Source organism: Dyella sp. OK584 (assembly GCF_057787755.1).
On the sequence record NZ_CM173542.1, the window covers coordinates 673,506 to 692,812 of the forward strand.

Below are 19,307 nucleotides of genomic sequence, written 5' to 3' on the forward strand. Positions count from 1 at the left end.
GCAATTTTTTGCGATGACCGGGCGTACCCATACGGCATCTGCGAAGTTGCCTTCAGTACGACGTAAATCGTCGCCATTCGCCCACGATCGACACAAGGAAAGGTGCGCTATGGACGTCCAAACCGGTTGTCGGCGAACAAGCGGCGAGTATTTCGCGGCAATTATTTTTTGCTGCTGCAGCGCAACGAACGCTATTTACGAACACCACACGCAACAAACTGCGCGCGGTTCTCGCGGCGCGGCCGGCTTGAACTTGCGCCCGTCAGGCCACCGCACGAACTCGCACGGCCTCGGCCCAGCGTGCGGCGACCTTGGGTGAGGTGACGCACACCGCCTCGTCTGTGCGCGTGGTGACGGCGCGCTCCAGCAACTGGATATCGGCCTCGTGCTGACGCGCGACATGCGGATCCTCGAAGAAGATCGCGCGCTGGCAACGACGCTCCAGCACCAGGTCGGCAATCTGCGCGTCACCACCCATCGGGCCGCTCTGGTAGCGCTCCACCCACGGCACGTCCTTGGGCCAGCCACGACTCCAAGCCAGTTCGTTGAGGCGCTGACCAGTGGTGCCAGTGCCCACGCGTTGCCCAAAGCGCGACAGCACATCGAAATGATCGGCAGCGTAGGCGAGCATTTGCGGCTTCATCGCATCGTGTGCGATCAGTGCCACGGTCTGCGCTTCCAGGGCATGGAACACGTCGGCGCCGGGGTCAGGTGCAAGACCCGCATGGATGCGCTCCATTTCGATCCAGTCACGCGCTGACGCCACGGTGGAGATGAAAGGCTTGCCGTGGATGACACACTGCCGCTTGAGCGCGATGGCCTCGGGAAAGATCGAGGACGGGTCAACGGGATCGATCAGGTAGATCGCACCGTCCAGCACGCGCTCACCACCCAACCCGACGACTTCGGCCACCAGTTTCATAAGGCCGCCTTCGCGTCCATAGGGATAGCGGCGCAGCGGTGCATAACCTTCCAGGTGACCGGTCCGCTCGATCGCGTCATAGGTGCGCCCCACCGCATGCAGCCCCAGGCCCAGTTCGCGGATGCCGGCTTCGCACGCACGCAACCAGCGGAACAGGGCCGCATCGGCATGGGCGTGGTGAAGTTGGTTGGCGGCGAGGCCTAGACGCATGGTGTTTTGCTTTCCCTGTGCTCAAGGCGCGTCAGCGTACCCGAAGAAGGCTTCTACCTCCTCTCCCCTTCGGGCGACCCGTAGGTAGTCCCCGTGGGAGAGAGGATTGAGGTGAGGGGTGGGTGCTTGCGGGAACGTTATTTCGAAGCGCGCTTCGTTCCAGTCTTATCGCAAGATTGGCCCCTCACCCTACCCTCTCCCCGGAGGGGAGAGGGAAAAGGCTCACGCATGCGCCAACGCGAGCGCATCGACTTCCTGCAGCACCTGCACGATCGACGCCGCCGCCTCGCGACCGTCATACACCGCACGTACCACCAGATCCGCGCCGCGCACGTTGTCGCCGCCAGCGAAGATGCGCGAATGGCTGGTCTGGTGCGGCAGCGTACCGTTGGCGCCAGTGACGATGCGTCCTGTGCGATCCAGCGCCACGCCGTGCGTATGCAACCAGTCGGGCGGACTGGGCAGGAAGCCGAATGACTGGATCACCACGTCGGCGTCGATGACGTACTCCGTGCCCGGCACGTTCTGTGGGCTCAACCGGCCAGTGCCGTCATCGACCAACGCCGTTTCCACGACGCGCACGCCACGCACGTTGCCTCGTGCACCGCCCAGTATCTCCAACGGCTGTCGCTGGAACAGGAAGGTGACGCCTTCCTCTCGACTGTAGTTCACCTCGCGCGCGGAGCCCGGCATATTGGCTTCGTCGCGGCGATACACGCAGGTGACGCTGGCCGCGCCAAGACGAATGGCCGTGCGGTTGCAGTCCATGCCGGTGTCGCCACCGCCCAGCACGACCACGTGCTTGCCGCGGAAATCGAATGCCGGCGGTGGCGCTTCATCGCGCAACAGACGCTCGGTATTGTCGATCAGAAATGGCAGTGCATCGTGCACGCCACGCAGCTCGCGACCAGGCAGCTGCGCATCGACGTACGTGTAAGCGCCGGTGCCCACGAAGACGGCGTCGTAATCGTCCAGCAACTGGCCGAACTCGATGTCGCGACCCACATCACGGCCCAGCAGGAAACGCACGCCCATGCCTTCGAGCAGTTCGCGGCGCGTGCGCACTATGCTCTTGTCCAGCTTGAACGGCGGAATGCCGAAGGTGAGCAGGCCGCCGATCTCGTTCAGGCGGTCATACACATCCGCGGCGATGCCGGCGCGGCGCAAACGATCGGCGCAGGCAAGGCCCGCGGGGCCGGCGCCGATGATGGCAACCCGCTTGCCCGTCTCACACACGGCGGAAAGATCAGGTCGCCATCCCTGGCGTAAGGCTTCATCCGTAACCCATCGTTCGATGCTGCCGATGGTCACCGCGCCGAACGCGGTCTGTTCCAGCGTGCATGCACCTTCACATAAGCGATCCTGAGGACACACACGGCCGCAGATTTCCGGCAGCGGGTTGGTCTCGTGCATCAGCGTGGCCGCTTCCATCAGGCGGCCTTCTTCCACCAGTTTGAGCCAGTTGGGAATGTAGTTGTGCACTGGGCAGGCGTGCTCGCAATACGGATTGCCGCAGTCGATGCAGCGCTCCGCCTGCGTGGCAGCCTGCGGCCCGCCGAAGTCGCCGGAGATCTCGCCGTAGCCGAGCACGCGGATCGATACGGGCACGGTGCGTGGCGTCTGGCGCGAAACATTGAGGAACTGAAAATCCTTGCCGCTCATGCCGCGCTCCTCAGTTCCTCGGCCAATGCCGCAAGGCTTGCCGCCTTCGGTTTCACCAGCCAGAACTTGTACTGAAGGCCACGGAAGTCGCGCAGGACGCGGCGTCCCCAATCGCTTCCGGTGAGTTCGACGTGGCGCGAAATCAGGCCACGCAAATGCTGCATGTAATGCTCCATGCCCTCGGGGGAAATGCGCAGAATGTCCACCAGTTCGTGGTTGTAGCAATCGACGAACGTACGCTCGACATCGAGCACGTAGGCGAAGCCGCCCGTCATGCCAGCGCCGAAGTTGAGACCCACCTTGCCCAGCACCGCAACCACGCCGCCTGTCATGTATTCACAGCAGTGATCGCCCGCACCTTCCACCACGGCCAGTGCACCGGAATTGCGTACAGCGAAGCGTTCGCCCGCGCGTCCGGCCGCATACAGCTCACCATCGGTGGCGCCATACAGGCAGGTGTTGCCGATGATCGCGGCGTCCTGACTGGCGAACGGCGAATCCGCTGGCGGGCGCACCACGATGCGGCCGCCCGCCATGCCCTTGCCGACGCCATCGTTCGCCTCGCCTGTAAGGTCAATGTGCACGCCTCCCGCGTTCCACGCACCCAGGCTCTGGCCAGCTGCGCCGGTAAGCTTGAGCACCAGCGGGTGATCGTCCATGCCGTGATCGCCGTAGCGACGTGCCACATCACCGGATAGACGCGCGCCGATCGCACGATCGGTGTTGGCGATCTCGAACAAAAATTCGCCACCGCGCTTGTGCGCTACCGCGTCGCGTGTGGCTTCGTCGATGCGCCCGGCCAGTGCGGCCTCGTCGCGCATAGGGTTACGCGGCAGCGTGCAGGCGAAGTCGACGTTCGCACCCAGTGCACCGCTGCCAAGTAACGGCTGCAAGTTGAGCTTGTGCTGTACCGGCGTGGTGCCGTCCACCTGTTCCAGCAGGTCGGCGCGGCCAATGATCTCGTCCATGCTGCGTGCACCGAGTTTCGCCAGATGCGCGCGCACGTCCTCGGCGACGAAGCCGAAGTAGTTCATCACCATCTCGGGCAGGCCGACGAAGTGTTCCTTGCGCAGCACGGGGTGTTGCGTCGCCACGCCGGTGGCGCAGTTGTTGAGGTGGCAAATGCGCAGGTATTTGCAACCCAGCGCCACCATCGGCCCGGTGCCGAAACCAAAGCTTTCCGCACCGAGCAGCGCGGCCTTGATCACGTCGAGGCCGGTCTTGAGGCCGCCGTCGGTCTGCAGGCGTACGCGGCCGCGGAGGTCGTTGCGGCGCAGCGTCTGCTGCGTCTCGGCCAGACCAAGCTCCCACGGTGTACCGGCGTACTTGATTGATGTGAGCGGGCTGGCACCTGTGCCGCCGTCATGGCCACTCACGGTGATGAGATCTGCACCGGCCTTCACCACACCGGCCGCCACCGTGCCCACGCCGGCATGGCTCACCAGCTTCACCGAGACCAGCGCTTCCGGATTGACCTCTTTGAGGTCGTGGATCAGCTCGGCGAGATCCTCAATGGAATAGATGTCGTGATGTGGCGGTGGCGAGATCAGGCCGATGCCGGGCTTGGCGTAACGCAAACGTGCGATGGTGGCGTCCACCTTGTGGCCGGGCAGCTGGCCGCCCTCGCCGGGCTTGGCGCCCTGCGCGATCTTGATCTGTAATACCTCGGCATTGACCAGGTAAGCCGGCGTGACACCGAAGCGCCCCGATGCGACCTGCTTGATCTTCGACGTCTTCTCGGTGCCGTAACGCGCCGGGTCCTCACCACCCTCACCGGAATTGCTGCGCGCACCGAGACGATTCATCGCTATCGCGAGCGCCTCGTGCGCTTCCGGCGACAGCGCGCCCAGCGACATGCCTGCCGAGTCGAAGCGACGCAGGATGCTCTGCACCGACTCCACTTCTTCGATGGGAATCGGCTCGCCCAGCGGACGTGGCGACAACAGGTCGCGCAGTGCGGACGGCGGCCGATGGTCGACAAAGTTGGCGTAGGCGCGATAGTCGGCAGCACTGCCGGTGCGAACCGCCTTCTGCAGGCTGCCGATCACGTCCGGGTTGTACATGTGGTATTCGCCGCCGTACACGAACTTGTACAGGCCACCGGCGCGCAGCGGCAGCGCTTCGGTCCACGCCTCGGCTGCCAGCAAGCGCTGGTCTTGTTCCAGTTCCACAAAACCGGCCCCGCCGACACGCGAAGGCGTCCCCGGGAAACACAGCTCCACCACTTCAGGCGCGAGCCCCACGATCTCGAACAACTGCGCACCGCGATAACCCGCCACGGTGGAGATGCCCATCTTGGAGAGAATTTTCAGCAGGCCCTTGCGGATGCCGCGGCGGTAGCTGCGACCCACTTCGAAACGATCGCTGGCGATATGCCCTTCGCGACCCAGCTCGAACAAGCTCTGATAGGCAAGCCACGGATAGATCGCCGTGGCGCCAAAACCCAGCAGGCAGGCGAACTGGTGCGGGTCACGCGGCGTCGCCGTCTCCACGACGATGTTGCATTGACAGCGCAATGCCTGATCAATCAGGTGCGCATGCACGGCACCCACCGCCAGCAGCGAATGGATCGGCAACAGATCCTGATGCGGGTAACGGTCGCTGAGGAATACCAGCGAACAACCCTCGCGCACCGCTTTCTCCACGTCGCTACACAACCGACGCAGCGCGGCTTCCAGCCCTTCTTCGGGCGCATACATCAGGTCGAAGCGTGGCGTGCTGGCGAACTGCGGCAGCGCCAGCAATTGGCGCAGCTTGCGCTGCGAGAGCACGGGCGAATTGATCAGGATCTGCTTCGCATTCTCCGGCGTGAGATCGAATACGTTGCTCTCGGGCCCGATCTGCGTCACCAGCGACATCACCAGCTTCTCGCGCAGCGGATCGATCGGCGGATTGGTAACCTGCGCAAAGCCCTGGCGGAAACGATCGAACAGCGGACGCACCTGGCGCGACATCGCAGCGATAGGCGTGTCGTCGCCCATCGAACCGGTGGCCTCCTGCTCCAGCTCGACCATCGCCTTGAGCACTGTTTCGCGCTCTTCGCGTGAAAGGCCGTAGAGCTTCTGATAGCGACGCAGCTCGTCTTGTGGCAACGGCTCGGCGGCCAGCGATGGATCGATCAGATCCGATTCCAGATAGCTCACGCCCGCGCGCAACCAGTCGCGGAATGGCGCGCGCTTGCGGTTGATGTCGTCGATGTCGGCGTCGCGCAGCAAGCGATGCTGCTGCAGATCCACCGCGATCATCTCGCCCGGCGCGAGGCGGCCCTTGGCCACGACCTGCGACGAGGGCACGCCCCACAGGCCCGCTTCGGAGGCGACGATGAGGTGATTGTCCGCCGACAACGCCCAGCGCGCGGGGCGCAAGCCGTTGCGGTCCAGCGTGCACGCGGCGTAGTGGCCATCGCACATCACCAAACCCGCCGGGCCGTCCCACGGTTCGCTGTGCAGCGCGTAGTACTCGTAGAACGCGGCAAGATCCTCGTCGATGCCTTCGCGCGCCGCGAATGCCGGCGGCACCAGCACGCGCATCGCCGCAAGCAGGTCGAGCCCACCGGCGAGAAGGACTTCCAGTGCGTTGTCGAGGCTTTCGGAGTCGGAGCCGGTCTGGCGTACCAGCGGACCGATATCGGAGAAATCGACCAACGGCGAATGCAGGATTGATTCGCGCGACTGCATCCAGCGGCGGTTGGCGCGAATGGTGTTGATCTCGCCGTTGTGCGCCAGCAGGCGGAACGGCTGCGCCAAGCGCCACTGCGGCGTGGTGTTGGTGGAATAACGCTGGTGGAACACCACGGCGTCAGCGCTGAGCGCCGGATGCGTGAGATCGGCAAATACTTCGCGCAGGCGGCCGGGCGCCGCCATCGCCTTGTAGCCGACCACCTGCGCCGACAGCGTCACCACGTAGAAGTGCTCGTCGTGCGTCAGCGCAGTTTCCGCACGGCGGCGTGCACGGAACAATGCGCGCTCGAACGCGCCATCGTCCATCGCCGCGCCCGGTTCGACAAATACCTGACGCACGCGCGGCTTCGCAGCTGCCGCGAGTGGGCCGCAGGCATCTGCATTGACCGCCACATCACGCCAACCCGCCACGCGCAAACCTTCCGCGCGCAGGTGCTCTTCCAGCGCAGTGGCCGCGGCATCGCCGCCAGCGGGATCGAGAAACACCACGCCCGCAGCGAACCGCTCGCCCAGCGCGATGCCCGACTCGGCAGCGAGCGATTTCAACCACTCCAGCGGACGATGGAACAGCACGCCACAGCCATCGCCGCTGACGCCGTCGGCATTCACGCCACCGCGGTGGGAAAGTTTGGCCAATGCCGTAAAGGCAGTGTCCACTACCCACGCGCTTGAGCGTCCATCGATCTGTGCGACGAGACCGAAACCGCAGCTGTCGTGCTCAAACGCAGCGTCGTAAAGCGTCGCTGGAACTGCTCGCGCCATCTTGCCTCCCCGGCCGATGGAATGGAGACACATAGTCCCAACGGTGCCGAAGGCACCGCCGCCACATGTCCACGTGTGGACTCGACTAAAGCACAATTGGTGCGTCGCGTCAAAGCAATCTATACGGCTAAATGAAAGTTTCAGGTGGAAGCATTTTTTGTCCGCAGGACAGGACACGTATCGCATTCGCTGCGATGTGCTGGCCACGTTTGCATCGACTCATCGATGCGAACGCATCGAGGTGAAACATCGCTGACGATGACGACCCATCACACGCAGCCATACCAGTCAGGCCACAGATGTCGCGCTGAAGACGACGTGACCCGGGGCAGCGCGCCACCCGCACCGGCTCGCACGCTGTCATCGCGCTCTGTGATAATCGGCCAATGCCAATACCAGTCCGTCGTGCCAGCCCCCTCGTTCGCGCCGTGACCGGCGCCCTCGCACTTGCCCTTTTCGCCATGCCCGCGTGGGCGCTGCAGGACAGCAAGACCAAGGCCGAGCAGGCCGAGGCGCAGAAGAAGCTGTCGGATATACGCAGCAAGATGGAAGCACTCGCCAAGGAGCAGGCCGAGACCGCCGCCAAACGCGACAGCGCCACCGCCCAGCTGGCCAAGCAGGCCAATGCCGTGGCCAGCGCCGCCAGCGCCGTTCGCGAAACCGACGCGCAACTGGCTGCCAAGCAGAAGGATCTGGAGCAGCTGCAGAAGCAGCGCGCCGAGTTGCAGAAGAATCTCGACGGGCAGCGTGCCGCCATCGCCGACCTGCTGCGCGCCACCTATGCGCTGGGTCGCGGCTCGGACCTTCGCCTGCTGATGGGCGACGACGATGTGACCCGCATCGCCCAGGCGCTGGCCTATTCCAAGTATTTCCAGGAAGACCGTGTCCAGCGGGTGCAGAAACTGATGGGCGACCTGGCGAAACTGCAGGACCTCGAAACCCAGATCACCGCCGAGCAGCAGGCCCTGCAGGCCAGTCGCGCCGAGCGCGAGACCCAGGCCAAGGCGCTGGAAGGGCAACGCGCCAGCCAGGCCAAACTGGTGGCTGACACGGACGCCCAATATAAGGACCAAGGCGCCAGGCTGGCCGCGCTCAAGCAGAACGAGCAGTCCCTCAACCAGCTGGTGGACAAGCTGCAGAAAGCCATCGACGAGGCGGTCCGCGAGGCAGAACGGGCCGCGCGTGCCAACCCCAGCGCCCCGTCGGTGCCGGTAGGCAAAGGCCTGGCCAATATCCGGGGCAACCTGCCATGGCCGGCCACTGGTGTGGTCAATACCTACGGCAATGGCGTTCTGATCAAGGCCAACGGGGGCAGCGAAGTGCGGGCGGTGTCCAGCGGCAAGGTGGTGTATGCCGCCTTCTTGCGCGGGTACGGCATGCTGGTGATCGTCAGCCATGGCAACGGCTGGATGAGCATGTACGGCAACAACGAGACGCTGCTTCACGGCGTAGGCGACCAGGTGGCGGCCGGCGAGGTGGTCGGCACCGCCAGCGCCCCCACGGGGGTCAATACGGGCGTCTACTTCGAGCTGCGCCAGGACAACAAACCCGTCGATCCGCGCACATGGCTCAGCCAGCGGCGTTGACGCCGGACACGCAGCGTCGCAGGCTAGTCTTCACGCCATGACATTGAATTTCAGCAGGATCGGGCGGTCCAAGCAGCCATCCGCTGCCCGCCGCCAACCGCGCCCCCACTGTTTTCCCGGAGTCCCCCACACCATGCGGTTTTCCACCTTGAGCCTGGCCGTCCTGCTGCTGGCGACGCCACTGGCGCAGGCGCAGACCGCGCCGGCGCCAACCGGCGGCACCAAGCATCCGGCAACCACCACTGCCGCACCGGCCAAAGCCTCGTCCGCGCCCGATCGCGTGGATCTGGACGACATCCGCAACTTCAGCCGCGTGTACGAGATCGTGCGCCAGGCCTACGTGGAGCCGGTGGACAACAAGACTCTGATGAAGGCCGCCATCAGCGGCATGCTCAGCGGGCTGGACCCGCACAGCGAATACCTCGACAAGGACGGCCTGGCCGAACTGAGCGAGGACACCACCGGCCAGTACGGCGGTCTCGGCATCGAAGTGCTGCAGGTGGACGGCACGCTGCGCATCATCGCCCCCATCGACGACACCCCCGCTGCACGCGCTGGTATCAAGCCGGGCGACACCATCGTGAAGGTGAACGGCAAGCCGGTGGATGCCGAGGACATCGATGAGATGTTCAAGGAACTGCGCGGCGAACCGGGCAGCAAGATCACGCTCACCATTCTTCATGAAAAGAGCGACAAGCCGATCGACATGCCGCTGGTGCGCGAGCGCATCTCGGTTACCAGCGTCAGGATGCGCGAGATCGAACCCGGCTACGCCTATGTGCGCATCAGCCAGTTTCAGGACGACACCACGGCGGACCTGGAAAAGAAGCTGGCCGAATTGATCCGCAAAAACGGTCCGCAGAAGGGTGCCATCCTCGACCTGCGCTCCAACCCCGGCGGCTTGCTCACGGCAGCCGTCGGCGTCAGCGACGATTTCCTCGACTCGGGCACCATCGTCACCACGCGCGGCCGCCTGCAGGACGCCAACCTCAGCTTCGAGGCACATGGTGGCGACCTGCTCAAGGGCGCACCGATGGTGGTGCTGGTGGACAACGGCACCGCCTCCGCCGCCGAGATCGTCTCCGGCGCGCTCAAAGACAACCACCGCGCTTTGATCATCGGCCGCCGCACCTTCGGCAAGGGCGTGGTGCAGACCGTGCTGCCGCTCGATACCGACCACGCGGTGAAGATCACCACCGCCCGCTACTACACGCCCAGCGGCACCTCGATCCAGGCCGAAGGCATCAAGCCCGACATCGCCCTGGCCGACCTGGCGGTAAATAAGTCCGATAGCGCGGCGGTACTCATCAGCTCGGAAGCCGACCTGCCCAACCATCTAGCCAATGAGAACAGCAAGGCCGGTCGCGACATCGACAACGACGGCAGCGCTGAAAACGCCAAGCTCGCCACGCAGGACTATGCGTTGTCGCAGGCGCTGAATGTGCTGAAGGGGTTGGCTTTGAACCGCGTGGCGCCGAGACCCACGACGAAGCATTGATGCCTTTGCTCCCTCTTCCCGCAGAGCGACCCATAGATAGTCCCCGTGGGAGAGAGGGCTGGGGTGAGGGGTCAACCTTGCGATGAGGGTAGGTTGAAGCTGGCTCTATTGATGCGCTTCCGCGAGCACCCGCCCCTCACCTCAATCCTCTCCCCAGAGGGGAGAGGAAGCTAAAAGCCAATCTCCGGTGCAAGCCCGGCCAGGTGCCCAGCCAGCGGATCACCTTCCGGCAACAGCTCGAAGCCGTCGTATTCGAAGGCCGGCGCGACCATGCAGGTCATCAACGCATAGCGACCCAGCGGCCGTGCCGCTTGCCAGGCGCCGGCCGGCACCACCGCCATCGACTTCACGCCGGGTGCCAGCGGGCCGAGGAAGCAACGCTCAAGGCTGTTGGACACCGAGTTATAGATGAGCAGCTCCAGCGGCTCGCCCTCGGCGAAATGCCAGGCTTCTTCCGCGTCGACGCGATGCCAGCTGCTGAACTGGCCAGCTTCTAGCAGGTAATGAATGGCACTCATCGGGTGGCGCGCCCCGGCACCATCGCCCTTGTGCGGATGAAAGCGGCGGTAATGGCCGCCCTCGACGTGCGGCTGCAACTGCAGCAAGCCCTTCAGTTCCTCGACGCGGGCAGCGGCGTCGCTCATGCCGCCTCCGCGTGAGCGGGCTTCACTAGCCAGCGCACGGCCAGCACCCCCAGTTCGTAGAGCAGGCACATCGGGATGGCCAGCATGATCATCGAGGTGATATCCGGCGGCGTAATGAATGCGGCAATGGCAAACGCGCCGACAATGGCATAACGGCGCCCATTGCGCAGCTGATCGAGGCTGACCACACCGATCGCCGCCAGGATCACCACCGCCACCGGCACTTCAAAGCACAGGCCGAAAGCAAAGAACATCAGCATCACGAAATCGAGATAGTGCGTGATGTCGGTCATCATCTCCACGCCCTGCGGCGTCACCGCCGTAAGGAAGCGGAACGCAGCCGGAAGCACCAGGAAATAAGCGAACGCGCAGCCCATGTAGAACAGCAGCAGCGCCGCCACCAGCAGCGGGCGGGCGAGTCGCTTCTCGTTGCGATACAGGCCGGGGCGGACGAAGGCCCACAGCTGATAGACGATCACCGGCATGCTGATGAACAGCGCCGCATAGAACGCCAGCTTCAGCGGCGTCACGAACGGGCTGGCCACTTCGGTGGCGATCAGGTGCGCGCCCTCGGGCAAGCGTGACACCAGTGGCGCGGCCAGCTCGGTGTACAGACGGTTGGCGAACGGAATCAACGCCAGCAGCACAACCACCACCGCGATGATGGCCCGCATCAGCCGCGAGCGCAGCTCGATCAGATGCGAGAACAGGCCCTGTTCCAGGCCGTCGGCCTCGGGACCTTCCAGCTCAGGCGCCGCCATGCGGAGCTTCCTTGGCCGACGCGCTGTCGGCGGTGGTGGCAGTCATGGCCGGCTCGGCGGCGGGCGGCGCTGGTGCGTCCGCCGGCGCGCCGCCGGTGGGGCGCATTTTGCGCAAGGTTTCGTCCAGCTCGGCCTGGGCAGCCTCGGCACGTGCGGCGGCCTCGCGAGCCTGGCGACGGATTTCTTCCACCTGCAGCTCGCGCTCCACTTCGGCGCGCACGCTGTCCCAGCCGGTGCGCACGCGACGCAGCAGCGCGCCGGCGGTGCGCGCAGCGTGTGGCAGCTTTTCAGGGCCGAGCACAATCAGCGCGACCAGCGCGAGCAATATCAGCTTACCGAAGCTGATCTCGATCATGACCTGCGTCCGAGTTACTTCTGCTCGGTGTTGTCGTGCTGGCCCTGGTTCTGCGTGGGACCAGCCGGCGGCGGATCGGCGCGCAGGCGCTCGTCCGAGTCGGTCGGCTTGGTGTCTTCGCCGCCGTCCAGGCCCTTCTTGAAGTCGCGCATGGCACCACCGAGATCGGAACCGATGTTGCGCAGTTTCTTGGTGCCGAAGATCAGCACGACGACAACGAGCAGGATGAGTAGATGGGTGATGCTCATTTATGAGGTCTCAGAGGCGTCAAAGCGGGGGAACGAAGCCGTCACGCTGCCGCGCCGCCGCTCCACATCAGCGCTGAGTGTACTCCTCCAGGCGATCCCTGAAGTCCACCACCGGCCCCGGCACGTTGGTGACACCGCCCTCGAAGATACGACGCGGGGTGATGCCCTTGCCGTAGATGGCCTCGTTGGCGTCGTAGTCGATACGCAGGGCCGAGCCGTCCAAAGCCACGCCGGCAAACAGGCCGCGCGAGCGTGAGTAGGAATAGATCTCGGCCTTGAAGTCGCTGTCGGTCGACGCCGCTGCAGTGCGACCCACCGGACCGGCCGCGGCGGCGGCATCGGCGCCGAGGGTGAATTTGCCGTTGACGATGCTGTCCACGCCACGCTGGGTGCGGAACACCAGGATCACGTCGGTGGAGGAAGCACCCGCCTGGAAGCCCACGCTGCCACCGGTCATGGTGATGAAGCTGGGGTTGGACCAGGTGCCGTCCGGACTCTTCACCGAGATCAGGCCCTCGCCACGACGCCCGCCGAACACGAAGCCCACCTTGAGCAGGTCGGGAATCACGGCGATGGCCTTGGCGTCCTTCAGCAGGTCCGTCGGAATCGACTTGTCCGGCGCCTCCATGATCTCCTTCAGCACCCGCACCGAATTCTGGGCGCGCACCAGCGGCGGATCTTCTGCATGCACAGCCATCGCTGGCAGCAGCAGGACCAACAGCGCGAGCAACACACGATGCAACGATGCCTTGAACATGGGCGACTCCTGGAACGGTGATTCGGAAAGGCGGCCTGCGGCGAGGATTACCGCGGCGCGACCAACGGCTTGTGGCAGACTCAGCGACGGTTTTCCCGCCAGCGCCACAATGCCACGCAGCCACGACTATACCGGCCCTGCCGGCGATTCCCATGACCAGCCTGTTCAGGCTGCAGTGCTATTGGTGAACCTCGGCACACCAGAAGCACCGACCGCCAAGGCCGTGCGTCCGTACCTGGCTGAATTTCTTGGCGACTCGCGCGTCATCGACTACCCGCGATGGCTCTGGTGGCTGATTCTCCACGGAGTGATCCTGCGCGTGCGACCCGCGCGATCGGCTCACGCCTATCAACGCATATGGACGCCGCAGGGTTCGCCGCTGCGCGTGGGCAGCGAAGCACTGGCGGCGCGGCTGCAGGACGAACTCTCCCGGCTGTGCGCGAAACCGGTCCGCGTGGCGCTGGCCATGCGTTATGGGCAACCCTCGGTATCGCAGCAGATCGAACAGCTGCAACGCGAAGGTGTGCGACGGTTGCTGGTACTGCCGCTGTATCCGCAATACTCGGCCACCTCCACCGGCTCGGTCATCGATGCCGTCGCCGATACGCTGAAGTCGCTGCGCTGGCCACCAGAGTTACGCATCGTCAACGACTATCACGATGACGTCGCACATATCGACGCGCTGGCCAGCAGCATCGAACAGTGGAGGGCCACCCACGGTCGTGGCGACAAGTTGCTGCTGTCGTTCCACGGCATTCCTGAGCGCTACGTGCGTTTGGGCGATCCGTACCTTGCGCAGTGCCAGGCCACCGCTCGCGCGCTGCGCGATCGTCTGAAGCTGGACGACTCGCAGCTGCTGGTGAGCTTCCAGTCGCGCGTGGGCCGCGAGCAGTGGCTGCAGCCGTACACCGACGCAACCGTGCGTGAGCTGGCCGCCAGTGGCGTGAAGACACTCGATGTCGCCTGCCCGGGTTTTGCGGTGGACTGCCTGGAAACGCTGGAAGAGATCGCCATGCAGAACCACGACTTCTTCCGCGAGGCCGGCGGCGGCGAGCTGCGCTATATCCCCGCGCTCAACGACACGCCCGCACAGGTCGAAAGCCTCGCCCAACTGGTGCTGCGGCATGCCGGCGGCTGGCAGGAGTTCGTCGTCACCGGCAACGACGCGTGAGCCTGAGCGCACCCATCGAACGCGACGTCGTTCTGCCGCACATGCATCTGCGTGCGCAGGTTTGGGGCGACGCCGATGCGCCACCTTTGCTTGCACTGCATGGCTGGCTCGACAACGCCGGCAGCTTTGCCCGCCTGGCGCCGCTGCTCGCCCAGCGCTGGCAGGTGATCGCGCTGGAACTACCCGGGCACGGCCACTCGGACCATCTGCCGCCGGGCATGCATTACCACTTCATCGACTACGTGCGCGCCGTGTTGGCGACCGCCGATGCGTTGGGCCTGCAGCGCTGCTCGCTGCTCGGCCACTCGCTGGGCGCCGGCATCGCCGCACTGGTGGCCGCCGCCGCACCCCAACGCATCGAACGGCTGGTGCTGATCGAGGGCCTTGGACCGATCGGCGACGATGGCCATCACACGCTGCGCCGGTTCCGCGATGCCATGACCAGTTCGGCCACGGGACGTTCGCTGCGTTCGTTCCCATCCATCGAACTCGCCATCAGCGCACGCACCATGGCCAGCGGCCTGCCAGCCGAGCAGGCTCGACCCATCGTGGAGCGCGGCCTGCGCAAGACCGACGACGGCTGGCGTTGGCGCAGCGACCCGCGTCTCAACCGGCCATCACCGTTGCGCTTGCCCGAAGAACAGATCCACGCCTTGCTGCGTGGCATCGAAGCGCCCACCGCGTTGCTGTTGGCGCGGCCGGACACGTCCTATCTGCCCGGCGCGATGATGCAGGCGCGCGCGGCCTGCGTGCATCGCATCGAAGTGAGCCACCTGGATGGCGGGCACCACTTGCATCTCGAACATCCCGGTGAAGTGGCGGCATGGGCGAGTCATCACCTGGATGACATACCGAACCCGTGAGCGGTCGCGCCAGGCGCGACCGCTGGTGGACGTCTAACTCGATTTGGCCGAGCTGTTGCTCATGTGATTGATGCTGTTGTCGACCTGCGGCCGACCCAGCATGGGCAGGCTGCCGAAGATGTCGGCATCGCCCTTGCGTGCGGTGAGAATGCGCGACAGCTTTTCGCGATTGATCGGCTGGATGGTGTCGAAATGGCAGGAGACGGTGTTGCCCTGCTCGTCCTGCGACACCACGCTGCCCTGGTCGTTGATCGCCGGCTGGCTGCAACCGCCCTTGGTGGTGATCAACCAGAGCTTCTGATTGCCTTCGTCGACGAAGACCAACTTGTTCGGGCCAAGCACGAAACCGCCCAACTTGCCGCTGATACTCATGCTGGTGGTCTTGCCGCCCGCCGCCGATTCAAAAGCCGACAGATACGGCGACACCTTGTCCGGCGATTCGGCCGAGGCGACCCCAACCAGACTCAGTACCAGCAGCGCACCGGCCCACGTGAGGCCACTCCGAAACCACTTCACGACTCCCCTGCTATCGTGCACAGCACTCTCCCTGGGTTGAGCAGCCAGAAGGAATAGCCATCGATCAGCGGAAGGGCCGGACCGCGGTCCGGCGCTTGTTCCTTTAATGTGCGGCAGCCACTACGCCGGCGCAACCAGGCTTGTCCCCCGCAGGCCGCCCTGGCCCACCAACCCGTGAGACGCAGCCTGACCGACGGCACATGCCATTGCGCCGCAGCCGCCTAGACTGGCGGCATGCAGCATCTTCAGCGCGCCAATTACGGATGTCCCGAGCATGTGCACCGCCTGGGTGACATGCAGGTATCGGCTACGCCCTATGGCGGCGGCAGTGCCCTGCCCTGGCACGAGCATGACGAGGCCTATTTCTGCCTGGTTGCCACGGGCAACTACCTGCAGCAGTCCAGCAGGGGCGATCTCGAATGTCAGCCAGGTCTGCTGCTGACGCACCCGCAGGGCCATCGGCATGCGAATCGCTTTGGTCCCGACGGTGCCCGCTGCATCAGCATCTTTCTCACCGATGAAACGGGCGACAGCGCGGCGCGTTTGCTTGGCGAGCATCGCCAGCTGCGCCTGCCGGATGGCGCCCGACTGCGCGCTCGCATCGAACGCGAATTGCGCGCCACCGACGACGCGGCAGCGCTGGCGTTGCAGTCAGCGGTGCTTGAGCTGGTAGCGGTGGCCTGTCGCGCGGACGGCGAACGACGTCCGACGTGGCTGCAGCATGTGCTGCAACGCCTGCACGACGACCCACTGGCCACGCCTTCGCTGCATGAGCTGGCAATGCTCGCCGGTGTGCATCCCTCGCATCTGGCGCGCAGCTTCCAGCGGGCCCAGGGCACTTCGGTGGGCGAGTACCAGCGCGGGCTGCGCATCGAGCTGGCGCGCAAGGCCCTGGTGGACGACCACCGCTCCATCGCTGAGGTGGCCGCTGCGGCCGGCTTCAGCGACCAGAGCCACTTTTCGCGTGTGTTCAAGCGCATGACGGGCGAAACGCCGCGTGACTATCGGCACAAACTGCAACGTGCGTCCTGATACGTCATTCGCGTCCTAGACCTAGGGCGCGTCCGCGCGGACGATGAGACCACCCCGTGCAAGGAGCTTTACCCATGTCGCGTTACGTTCGTCCGGTGCTTGGCCTGCTGCTGGCCGGTGCGTTGTCCCAGGCGCTGGCGGCGCCCGCCGTCGGTCCCGATGCATTGCTGCGCGACATGCGCCAGGCCTATGGCGGCCCGCACTGGAGCGGCGTGGCCGCACTGCAGGCCGATGGCAAGGAAACCAGCGATGACCTTACCGGGCCGTGGCAAATGTCGGTGGACCTGCGCAGCGGCCAATACGTGACGCGCATGCGCAACGACGTGCTCTCCGGCGCGGAAGGTTCCGACGCGCAAGGGCATTGGCGCGAGGACATGTCCGGCATGCTGCATCCGCTCGATTCCGATGAGGCGAGCACCGTCGCCATCAGCGAGAGCTGGCTGCGCCGCTTCGGCTTTCTCGACCCGCATTCGTCCGTGGCCTATCGCGCGCTGCCTGACGCGCAGGACAACGGCCATAGCTATCTGCGCCTTGAGGCCACGCCAACCGGCGGTCGCGCGGTAACCCTCTGGATCGATCCGGCCACGCATCGCCTGGATCGCGCGACCTGGCCCAACTCGTTCCTCATCATCACCCAGCGTTACGGCGACTATCGCGACGTAAACGGCCTGCAGCTTCCGTTCCGCATCAACACGTCGCGTGCCAACCTGGCTGGCAACGCCGATGGCGAGAGCCTGGATATGGTCGATCACTATCGCGTGCTCGACTCGGCGCCTACGTCTGAATTGCGTCGTCCCGACGGCAAGGTCCACGACGTGACGATGGCAAACGGCGCGCGACTGGCTACCACCGCCATGCATCTGGAAGGTGGCATCTTGCTGGTCGACGTCAGTATCGATGGCCGTGCGCCGATGCCTTTCATCCTCGATACCGGAGGGCACGCGATTCTCACCAGCGATGCGGCGAAGCGCCTGGGCTTTCAGACGCAGGGCAAGGGTGTCAGCGGCGGCTCCGGGTCCGGCACGATGAGCACGTCGTACACGAAAGTACACGACACCGCACTGGGCGAGGCCCACGTGCGCGATCTCACCTATTCCGTGCTGCCCTATCCCTTTTCCTTCTACGAGCGCGGCAATGGCGAACCCATCGCAGGCATCCTTGGCCTGGAGATGTTCGAGCGCTTCGCGATCACCTTCGATTACGACCACGACCAGCTGCGCCTTGCTCCCTATGACCATGGCGAGGCACCCGCGGCCGAGAAGGGCAACGTGGTTGCACTGCGTTTCACCGACGATATGCCGCTGGTGCAGGCGCAGCAGGATGGTCACAGCGGGATGTTCGGCATCGATACCGGCAACGCCGGCTACGTGCTGACCTTCCCACAATGGGCCGAGCGCAACGGTGTGGCGGCGCGCTACGCGGCTGGCGTTCCGATTCCCACTGGCGGCGTGGGCGGTCTGTTCATGGCGCATATCGCGCACGCGCGCGAGTTCGCGCTGGGTCAACAGCACATGGACAACGTGGTGGCCATGCTCACGCGTGCTGACGCCGGCGCCACCGGCAATCCCACTGAAGCGGGCAACATCGGACAGGACTTGCTGTCGCGCTCCAACGTGCATTTCGACTACCGCCGCCAGCAGATGGTGCTGATGCCGCGTGCGAAATCACCTGACTGGCACTACGCCATGGCCGGCTTCCGCGCCGAGAAGAAGCAGGAAAAGCCGGACCAGTTCCAGGTGATCAACGTCATGCCCGGCAGCCCGGCCGAACAGGCTGGATTGAAGCAGGGCGACGCGATCGTCGCGGCGAACGGCAAGTCGGCCTCGGCACTGAGTTTCGGGCAACTGCGCGACATCAGCAGCCATATGCCCGAAGGCACATCGTTGACGCTCAAGCTGGCCGATGGGCGTGTGCTGGAAGTGACGATGCGCGATCTCGCCCCGAAGTAGGCTCACCTCTGTAGGAGCGCACCCAGTGCGCGACCACGGAGTGCAGCGTCACCGCTCCGTAAGCTTGTCGCGCACTGGGTGCGCTCCTACAGCCAGACGCAGTTCCAGTAGGGGTAGTCCAGCACGTTGCTCACCAGCCCAGCGCGCACGGGATTGGCGACGATGTATCTGGCAGAAACTTTGGCATCGTCATCCTGACGCAGCGCCCTGTCATGAAAACCGCGATCCCACACCAGCCCGGGCTGCGTGCAATGCAGATGTCTGGCCGTGAATGCCTTGAAGCGATTCATCACCGTGGAAAGACTGTCCTGCGAACCCAGTTGAACCAGTCCGTGCCAATGATCCGGCATCAACACCCAGCACAATAATTTTGCATCGCCCCAGCATCGTGCGTCAGTCACGCTCCGGGAGAACGTCCTTGCGGCCTCCACGTTTTTGAATAGCGGGCGCCGGAAGGCCGTCGTGGCGGTGAGCAGATAGACGTGGCCGGGCAATGAAACCCGGCCTTTACGAAGAGCGCGATGTCCAGAGCGTAGGTTCATCTGCCGAACGTCGCATCGTTCGGCAAACTGAGGCATCAGGGTTGCCAGCAACCCACTGTAGGAGTGCACCCAGTGCGCGATCACGGAGATACGGTTTCACCGCTCCGCGAGGCCACCTTGGGTGGTCGGCTTGTCGCGCACTGGGCGCG

At 64.8% G+C, this 19,307-nt stretch carries 16 protein-coding genes; 6 read left to right on the plus strand and 10 right to left on the minus strand.

Annotated elements, in window-relative coordinates; translation table 11 throughout:
- Positions 1 to 262: 262 nt before the first annotated feature.
- From AC3CBN_RS02970 to gltB, 3 genes are all read right to left on the minus strand, one after another.
- Positions 263 to 1,132: a methylglyoxal synthase gene (locus AC3CBN_RS02970; RefSeq protein ID WP_488635335.1), complete on the minus strand. Its 870-nt coding sequence runs from the start codon at positions 1,130 to 1,132 to the stop codon at positions 263 to 265.
- A gap of 222 nt (positions 1,133 to 1,354) precedes the next feature.
- A complete protein-coding gene (locus AC3CBN_RS02975) occupies positions 1,355 to 2,794 on the minus strand; it encodes an FAD-dependent oxidoreductase (RefSeq protein ID WP_488635336.1) in 1,440 nt (479 codons plus the stop codon).
- Positions 2,791 to 7,236 carry a glutamate synthase large subunit gene (gltB, locus tag AC3CBN_RS02980; RefSeq protein WP_488635337.1) on the minus strand — a complete coding sequence of 1,482 codons (4,446 nt, stop codon included), beginning with the start codon at positions 7,234 to 7,236 and terminating at the stop codon, positions 2,791 to 2,793. Before gltB ends, AC3CBN_RS02975 begins: the two co-directional genes overlap by 4 nt.
- 386 nt (positions 7,237 to 7,622) lie before the next feature.
- Between gltB and AC3CBN_RS02985 the strand changes: the two genes are divergently transcribed.
- Together AC3CBN_RS02985 and AC3CBN_RS02990 are read left to right on the plus strand one after the other, a co-directional pair.
- The gene (locus tag AC3CBN_RS02985; RefSeq protein WP_488635338.1) at positions 7,623 to 8,822 is read left to right on the plus strand and encodes a murein hydrolase activator EnvC family protein; all 1,200 of its coding nucleotides are present in this window, start codon (positions 7,623 to 7,625) and stop codon (positions 8,820 to 8,822) included.
- Positions 8,823 to 8,955: 133 nt separating this feature from the next.
- Entirely contained in the window at positions 8,956 to 10,320 is a 1,365-nt protein-coding gene (locus AC3CBN_RS02990) for a S41 family peptidase (protein WP_488635339.1), read from the plus strand.
- Between the two features lie 170 nt (positions 10,321 to 10,490).
- Here AC3CBN_RS02990 and AC3CBN_RS02995 read toward each other — a convergent pair whose 3' ends face one another.
- The 5 genes from AC3CBN_RS02995 to AC3CBN_RS03015 all read right to left on the minus strand — a co-directional run bounded on the left by AC3CBN_RS02995 (position 10,491) and on the right by AC3CBN_RS03015 (position 13,085).
- A complete protein-coding gene (locus AC3CBN_RS02995) occupies positions 10,491 to 10,964 on the minus strand; it encodes a cupin domain-containing protein (protein WP_488635340.1) in 474 nt (157 codons plus the stop codon).
- Positions 10,961 to 11,725: a twin-arginine translocase subunit TatC gene (gene tatC, locus AC3CBN_RS03000; protein ID WP_488635341.1), complete on the minus strand. Its 765-nt coding sequence runs from the start codon at positions 11,723 to 11,725 to the stop codon at positions 10,961 to 10,963. The genes AC3CBN_RS02995 and tatC overlap by 4 nt, the downstream gene beginning before the upstream one ends.
- Positions 11,712 to 12,080, minus strand: coding sequence for a Sec-independent protein translocase protein TatB (tatB, locus tag AC3CBN_RS03005; protein ID WP_488635342.1), 369 nt, complete (start codon positions 12,078 to 12,080; stop codon positions 11,712 to 11,714). The genes tatC and tatB overlap by 14 nt, the downstream gene beginning before the upstream one ends.
- 14 nt (positions 12,081 to 12,094) lie before the next feature.
- Positions 12,095 to 12,328 carry a Sec-independent protein translocase subunit TatA gene (gene tatA / locus AC3CBN_RS03010; RefSeq protein WP_488635343.1) on the minus strand — a complete coding sequence of 78 codons (234 nt, stop codon included), beginning with the start codon at positions 12,326 to 12,328 and terminating at the stop codon, positions 12,095 to 12,097.
- Between the two features lie 67 nt (positions 12,329 to 12,395).
- A complete protein-coding gene (locus tag AC3CBN_RS03015; RefSeq protein WP_488635344.1) occupies positions 12,396 to 13,085 on the minus strand; it encodes a lipid-binding SYLF domain-containing protein in 690 nt (229 codons plus the stop codon).
- Positions 13,086 to 13,194: 109 nt separating this feature from the next.
- Here AC3CBN_RS03015 and hemH point away from each other — a divergent pair, with 109 nt between their 5' ends.
- A complete protein-coding gene (gene hemH / locus AC3CBN_RS03020; protein ID WP_488635345.1) occupies positions 13,195 to 14,256 on the plus strand; it encodes a ferrochelatase in 1,062 nt (353 codons plus the stop codon).
- Positions 14,257 to 14,258: 2 nt separating this feature from the next.
- Complete coding sequence (locus AC3CBN_RS03025; protein WP_488636656.1) at positions 14,259 to 15,119, plus strand: alpha/beta fold hydrolase; 861 nt, start codon at positions 14,259 to 14,261, stop codon at positions 15,117 to 15,119.
- A 33-nt stretch (positions 15,120 to 15,152) separates the two neighbouring features.
- Here AC3CBN_RS03025 and AC3CBN_RS03030 read toward each other — a convergent pair whose 3' ends face one another.
- The gene (locus AC3CBN_RS03030; protein ID WP_488635346.1) at positions 15,153 to 15,635 is read right to left on the minus strand and encodes a DUF6491 family protein; all 483 of its coding nucleotides are present in this window, start codon (positions 15,633 to 15,635) and stop codon (positions 15,153 to 15,155) included.
- A 234-nt stretch (positions 15,636 to 15,869) separates the two neighbouring features.
- On the opposite strand from AC3CBN_RS03030, the gene AC3CBN_RS03035 reads away from it, so the two are divergent.
- Positions 15,870 to 16,667: a helix-turn-helix transcriptional regulator gene (locus AC3CBN_RS03035; RefSeq protein WP_488635347.1), complete on the plus strand. Its 798-nt coding sequence runs from the start codon at positions 15,870 to 15,872 to the stop codon at positions 16,665 to 16,667.
- 74 nt (positions 16,668 to 16,741) lie between these two features.
- The gene (locus tag AC3CBN_RS03040; protein WP_488635348.1) at positions 16,742 to 18,616 is read left to right on the plus strand and encodes an aspartyl protease family protein; all 1,875 of its coding nucleotides are present in this window, start codon (positions 16,742 to 16,744) and stop codon (positions 18,614 to 18,616) included.
- A gap of 86 nt (positions 18,617 to 18,702) precedes the next feature.
- Here AC3CBN_RS03040 and AC3CBN_RS03045 read toward each other — a convergent pair whose 3' ends face one another.
- Complete coding sequence (locus AC3CBN_RS03045; protein ID WP_488635349.1) at positions 18,703 to 19,242, minus strand: REP-associated tyrosine transposase; 540 nt, start codon at positions 19,240 to 19,242, stop codon at positions 18,703 to 18,705.
- Positions 19,243 to 19,307: the final 65 nt, after the last annotated feature.

What these genes read in the sequence shown, in the direction of transcription:
- hemH (WP_488635345.1), top strand. Translation starts at nt 13,195, where the DNA reads ATGCCACGCAGCCACGACTATACCGGCCCTGCCGGCGATTCCCATGAC.
- tatA (WP_488635343.1), bottom strand. Translation starts at nt 12,328, where the DNA reads ATGAGCATCACCCATCTACTCATCCTGCTCGTTGTCGTCGTGCTGATC.
- AC3CBN_RS02995 (WP_488635340.1), bottom strand. Translation starts at nt 10,964, where the DNA reads ATGAGCGACGCCGCTGCCCGCGTCGAGGAACTGAAGGGCTTGCTGCAG.
- gltB (WP_488635337.1), bottom strand. Translation starts at nt 7,236, where the DNA reads ATGGCGCGAGCAGTTCCAGCGACGCTTTACGACGCTGCGTTTGAGCAC.
- AC3CBN_RS02975 (WP_488635336.1), bottom strand. Translation starts at nt 2,794, where the DNA reads ATGAGCGGCAAGGATTTTCAGTTCCTCAATGTTTCGCGCCAGACGCCA.
- AC3CBN_RS02985 (WP_488635338.1), top strand. Translation starts at nt 7,623, where the DNA reads ATGCCAATACCAGTCCGTCGTGCCAGCCCCCTCGTTCGCGCCGTGACC.
- AC3CBN_RS03035 (WP_488635347.1), top strand. Translation starts at nt 15,870, where the DNA reads ATGCAGCATCTTCAGCGCGCCAATTACGGATGTCCCGAGCATGTGCAC.
- tatC (WP_488635341.1), bottom strand. Translation starts at nt 11,725, where the DNA reads ATGGCGGCGCCTGAGCTGGAAGGTCCCGAGGCCGACGGCCTGGAACAG.
- tatB (WP_488635342.1), bottom strand. Translation starts at nt 12,080, where the DNA reads ATGATCGAGATCAGCTTCGGTAAGCTGATATTGCTCGCGCTGGTCGCG.
- AC3CBN_RS02990 (WP_488635339.1), top strand. Translation starts at nt 8,956, where the DNA reads ATGCGGTTTTCCACCTTGAGCCTGGCCGTCCTGCTGCTGGCGACGCCA.
- AC3CBN_RS02970 (WP_488635335.1), bottom strand. Translation starts at nt 1,132, where the DNA reads ATGCGTCTAGGCCTCGCCGCCAACCAACTTCACCACGCCCATGCCGAT.
- AC3CBN_RS03040 (WP_488635348.1), top strand. Translation starts at nt 16,742, where the DNA reads ATGTCGCGTTACGTTCGTCCGGTGCTTGGCCTGCTGCTGGCCGGTGCG.
- AC3CBN_RS03015 (WP_488635344.1), bottom strand. Translation starts at nt 13,085, where the DNA reads ATGTTCAAGGCATCGTTGCATCGTGTGTTGCTCGCGCTGTTGGTCCTG.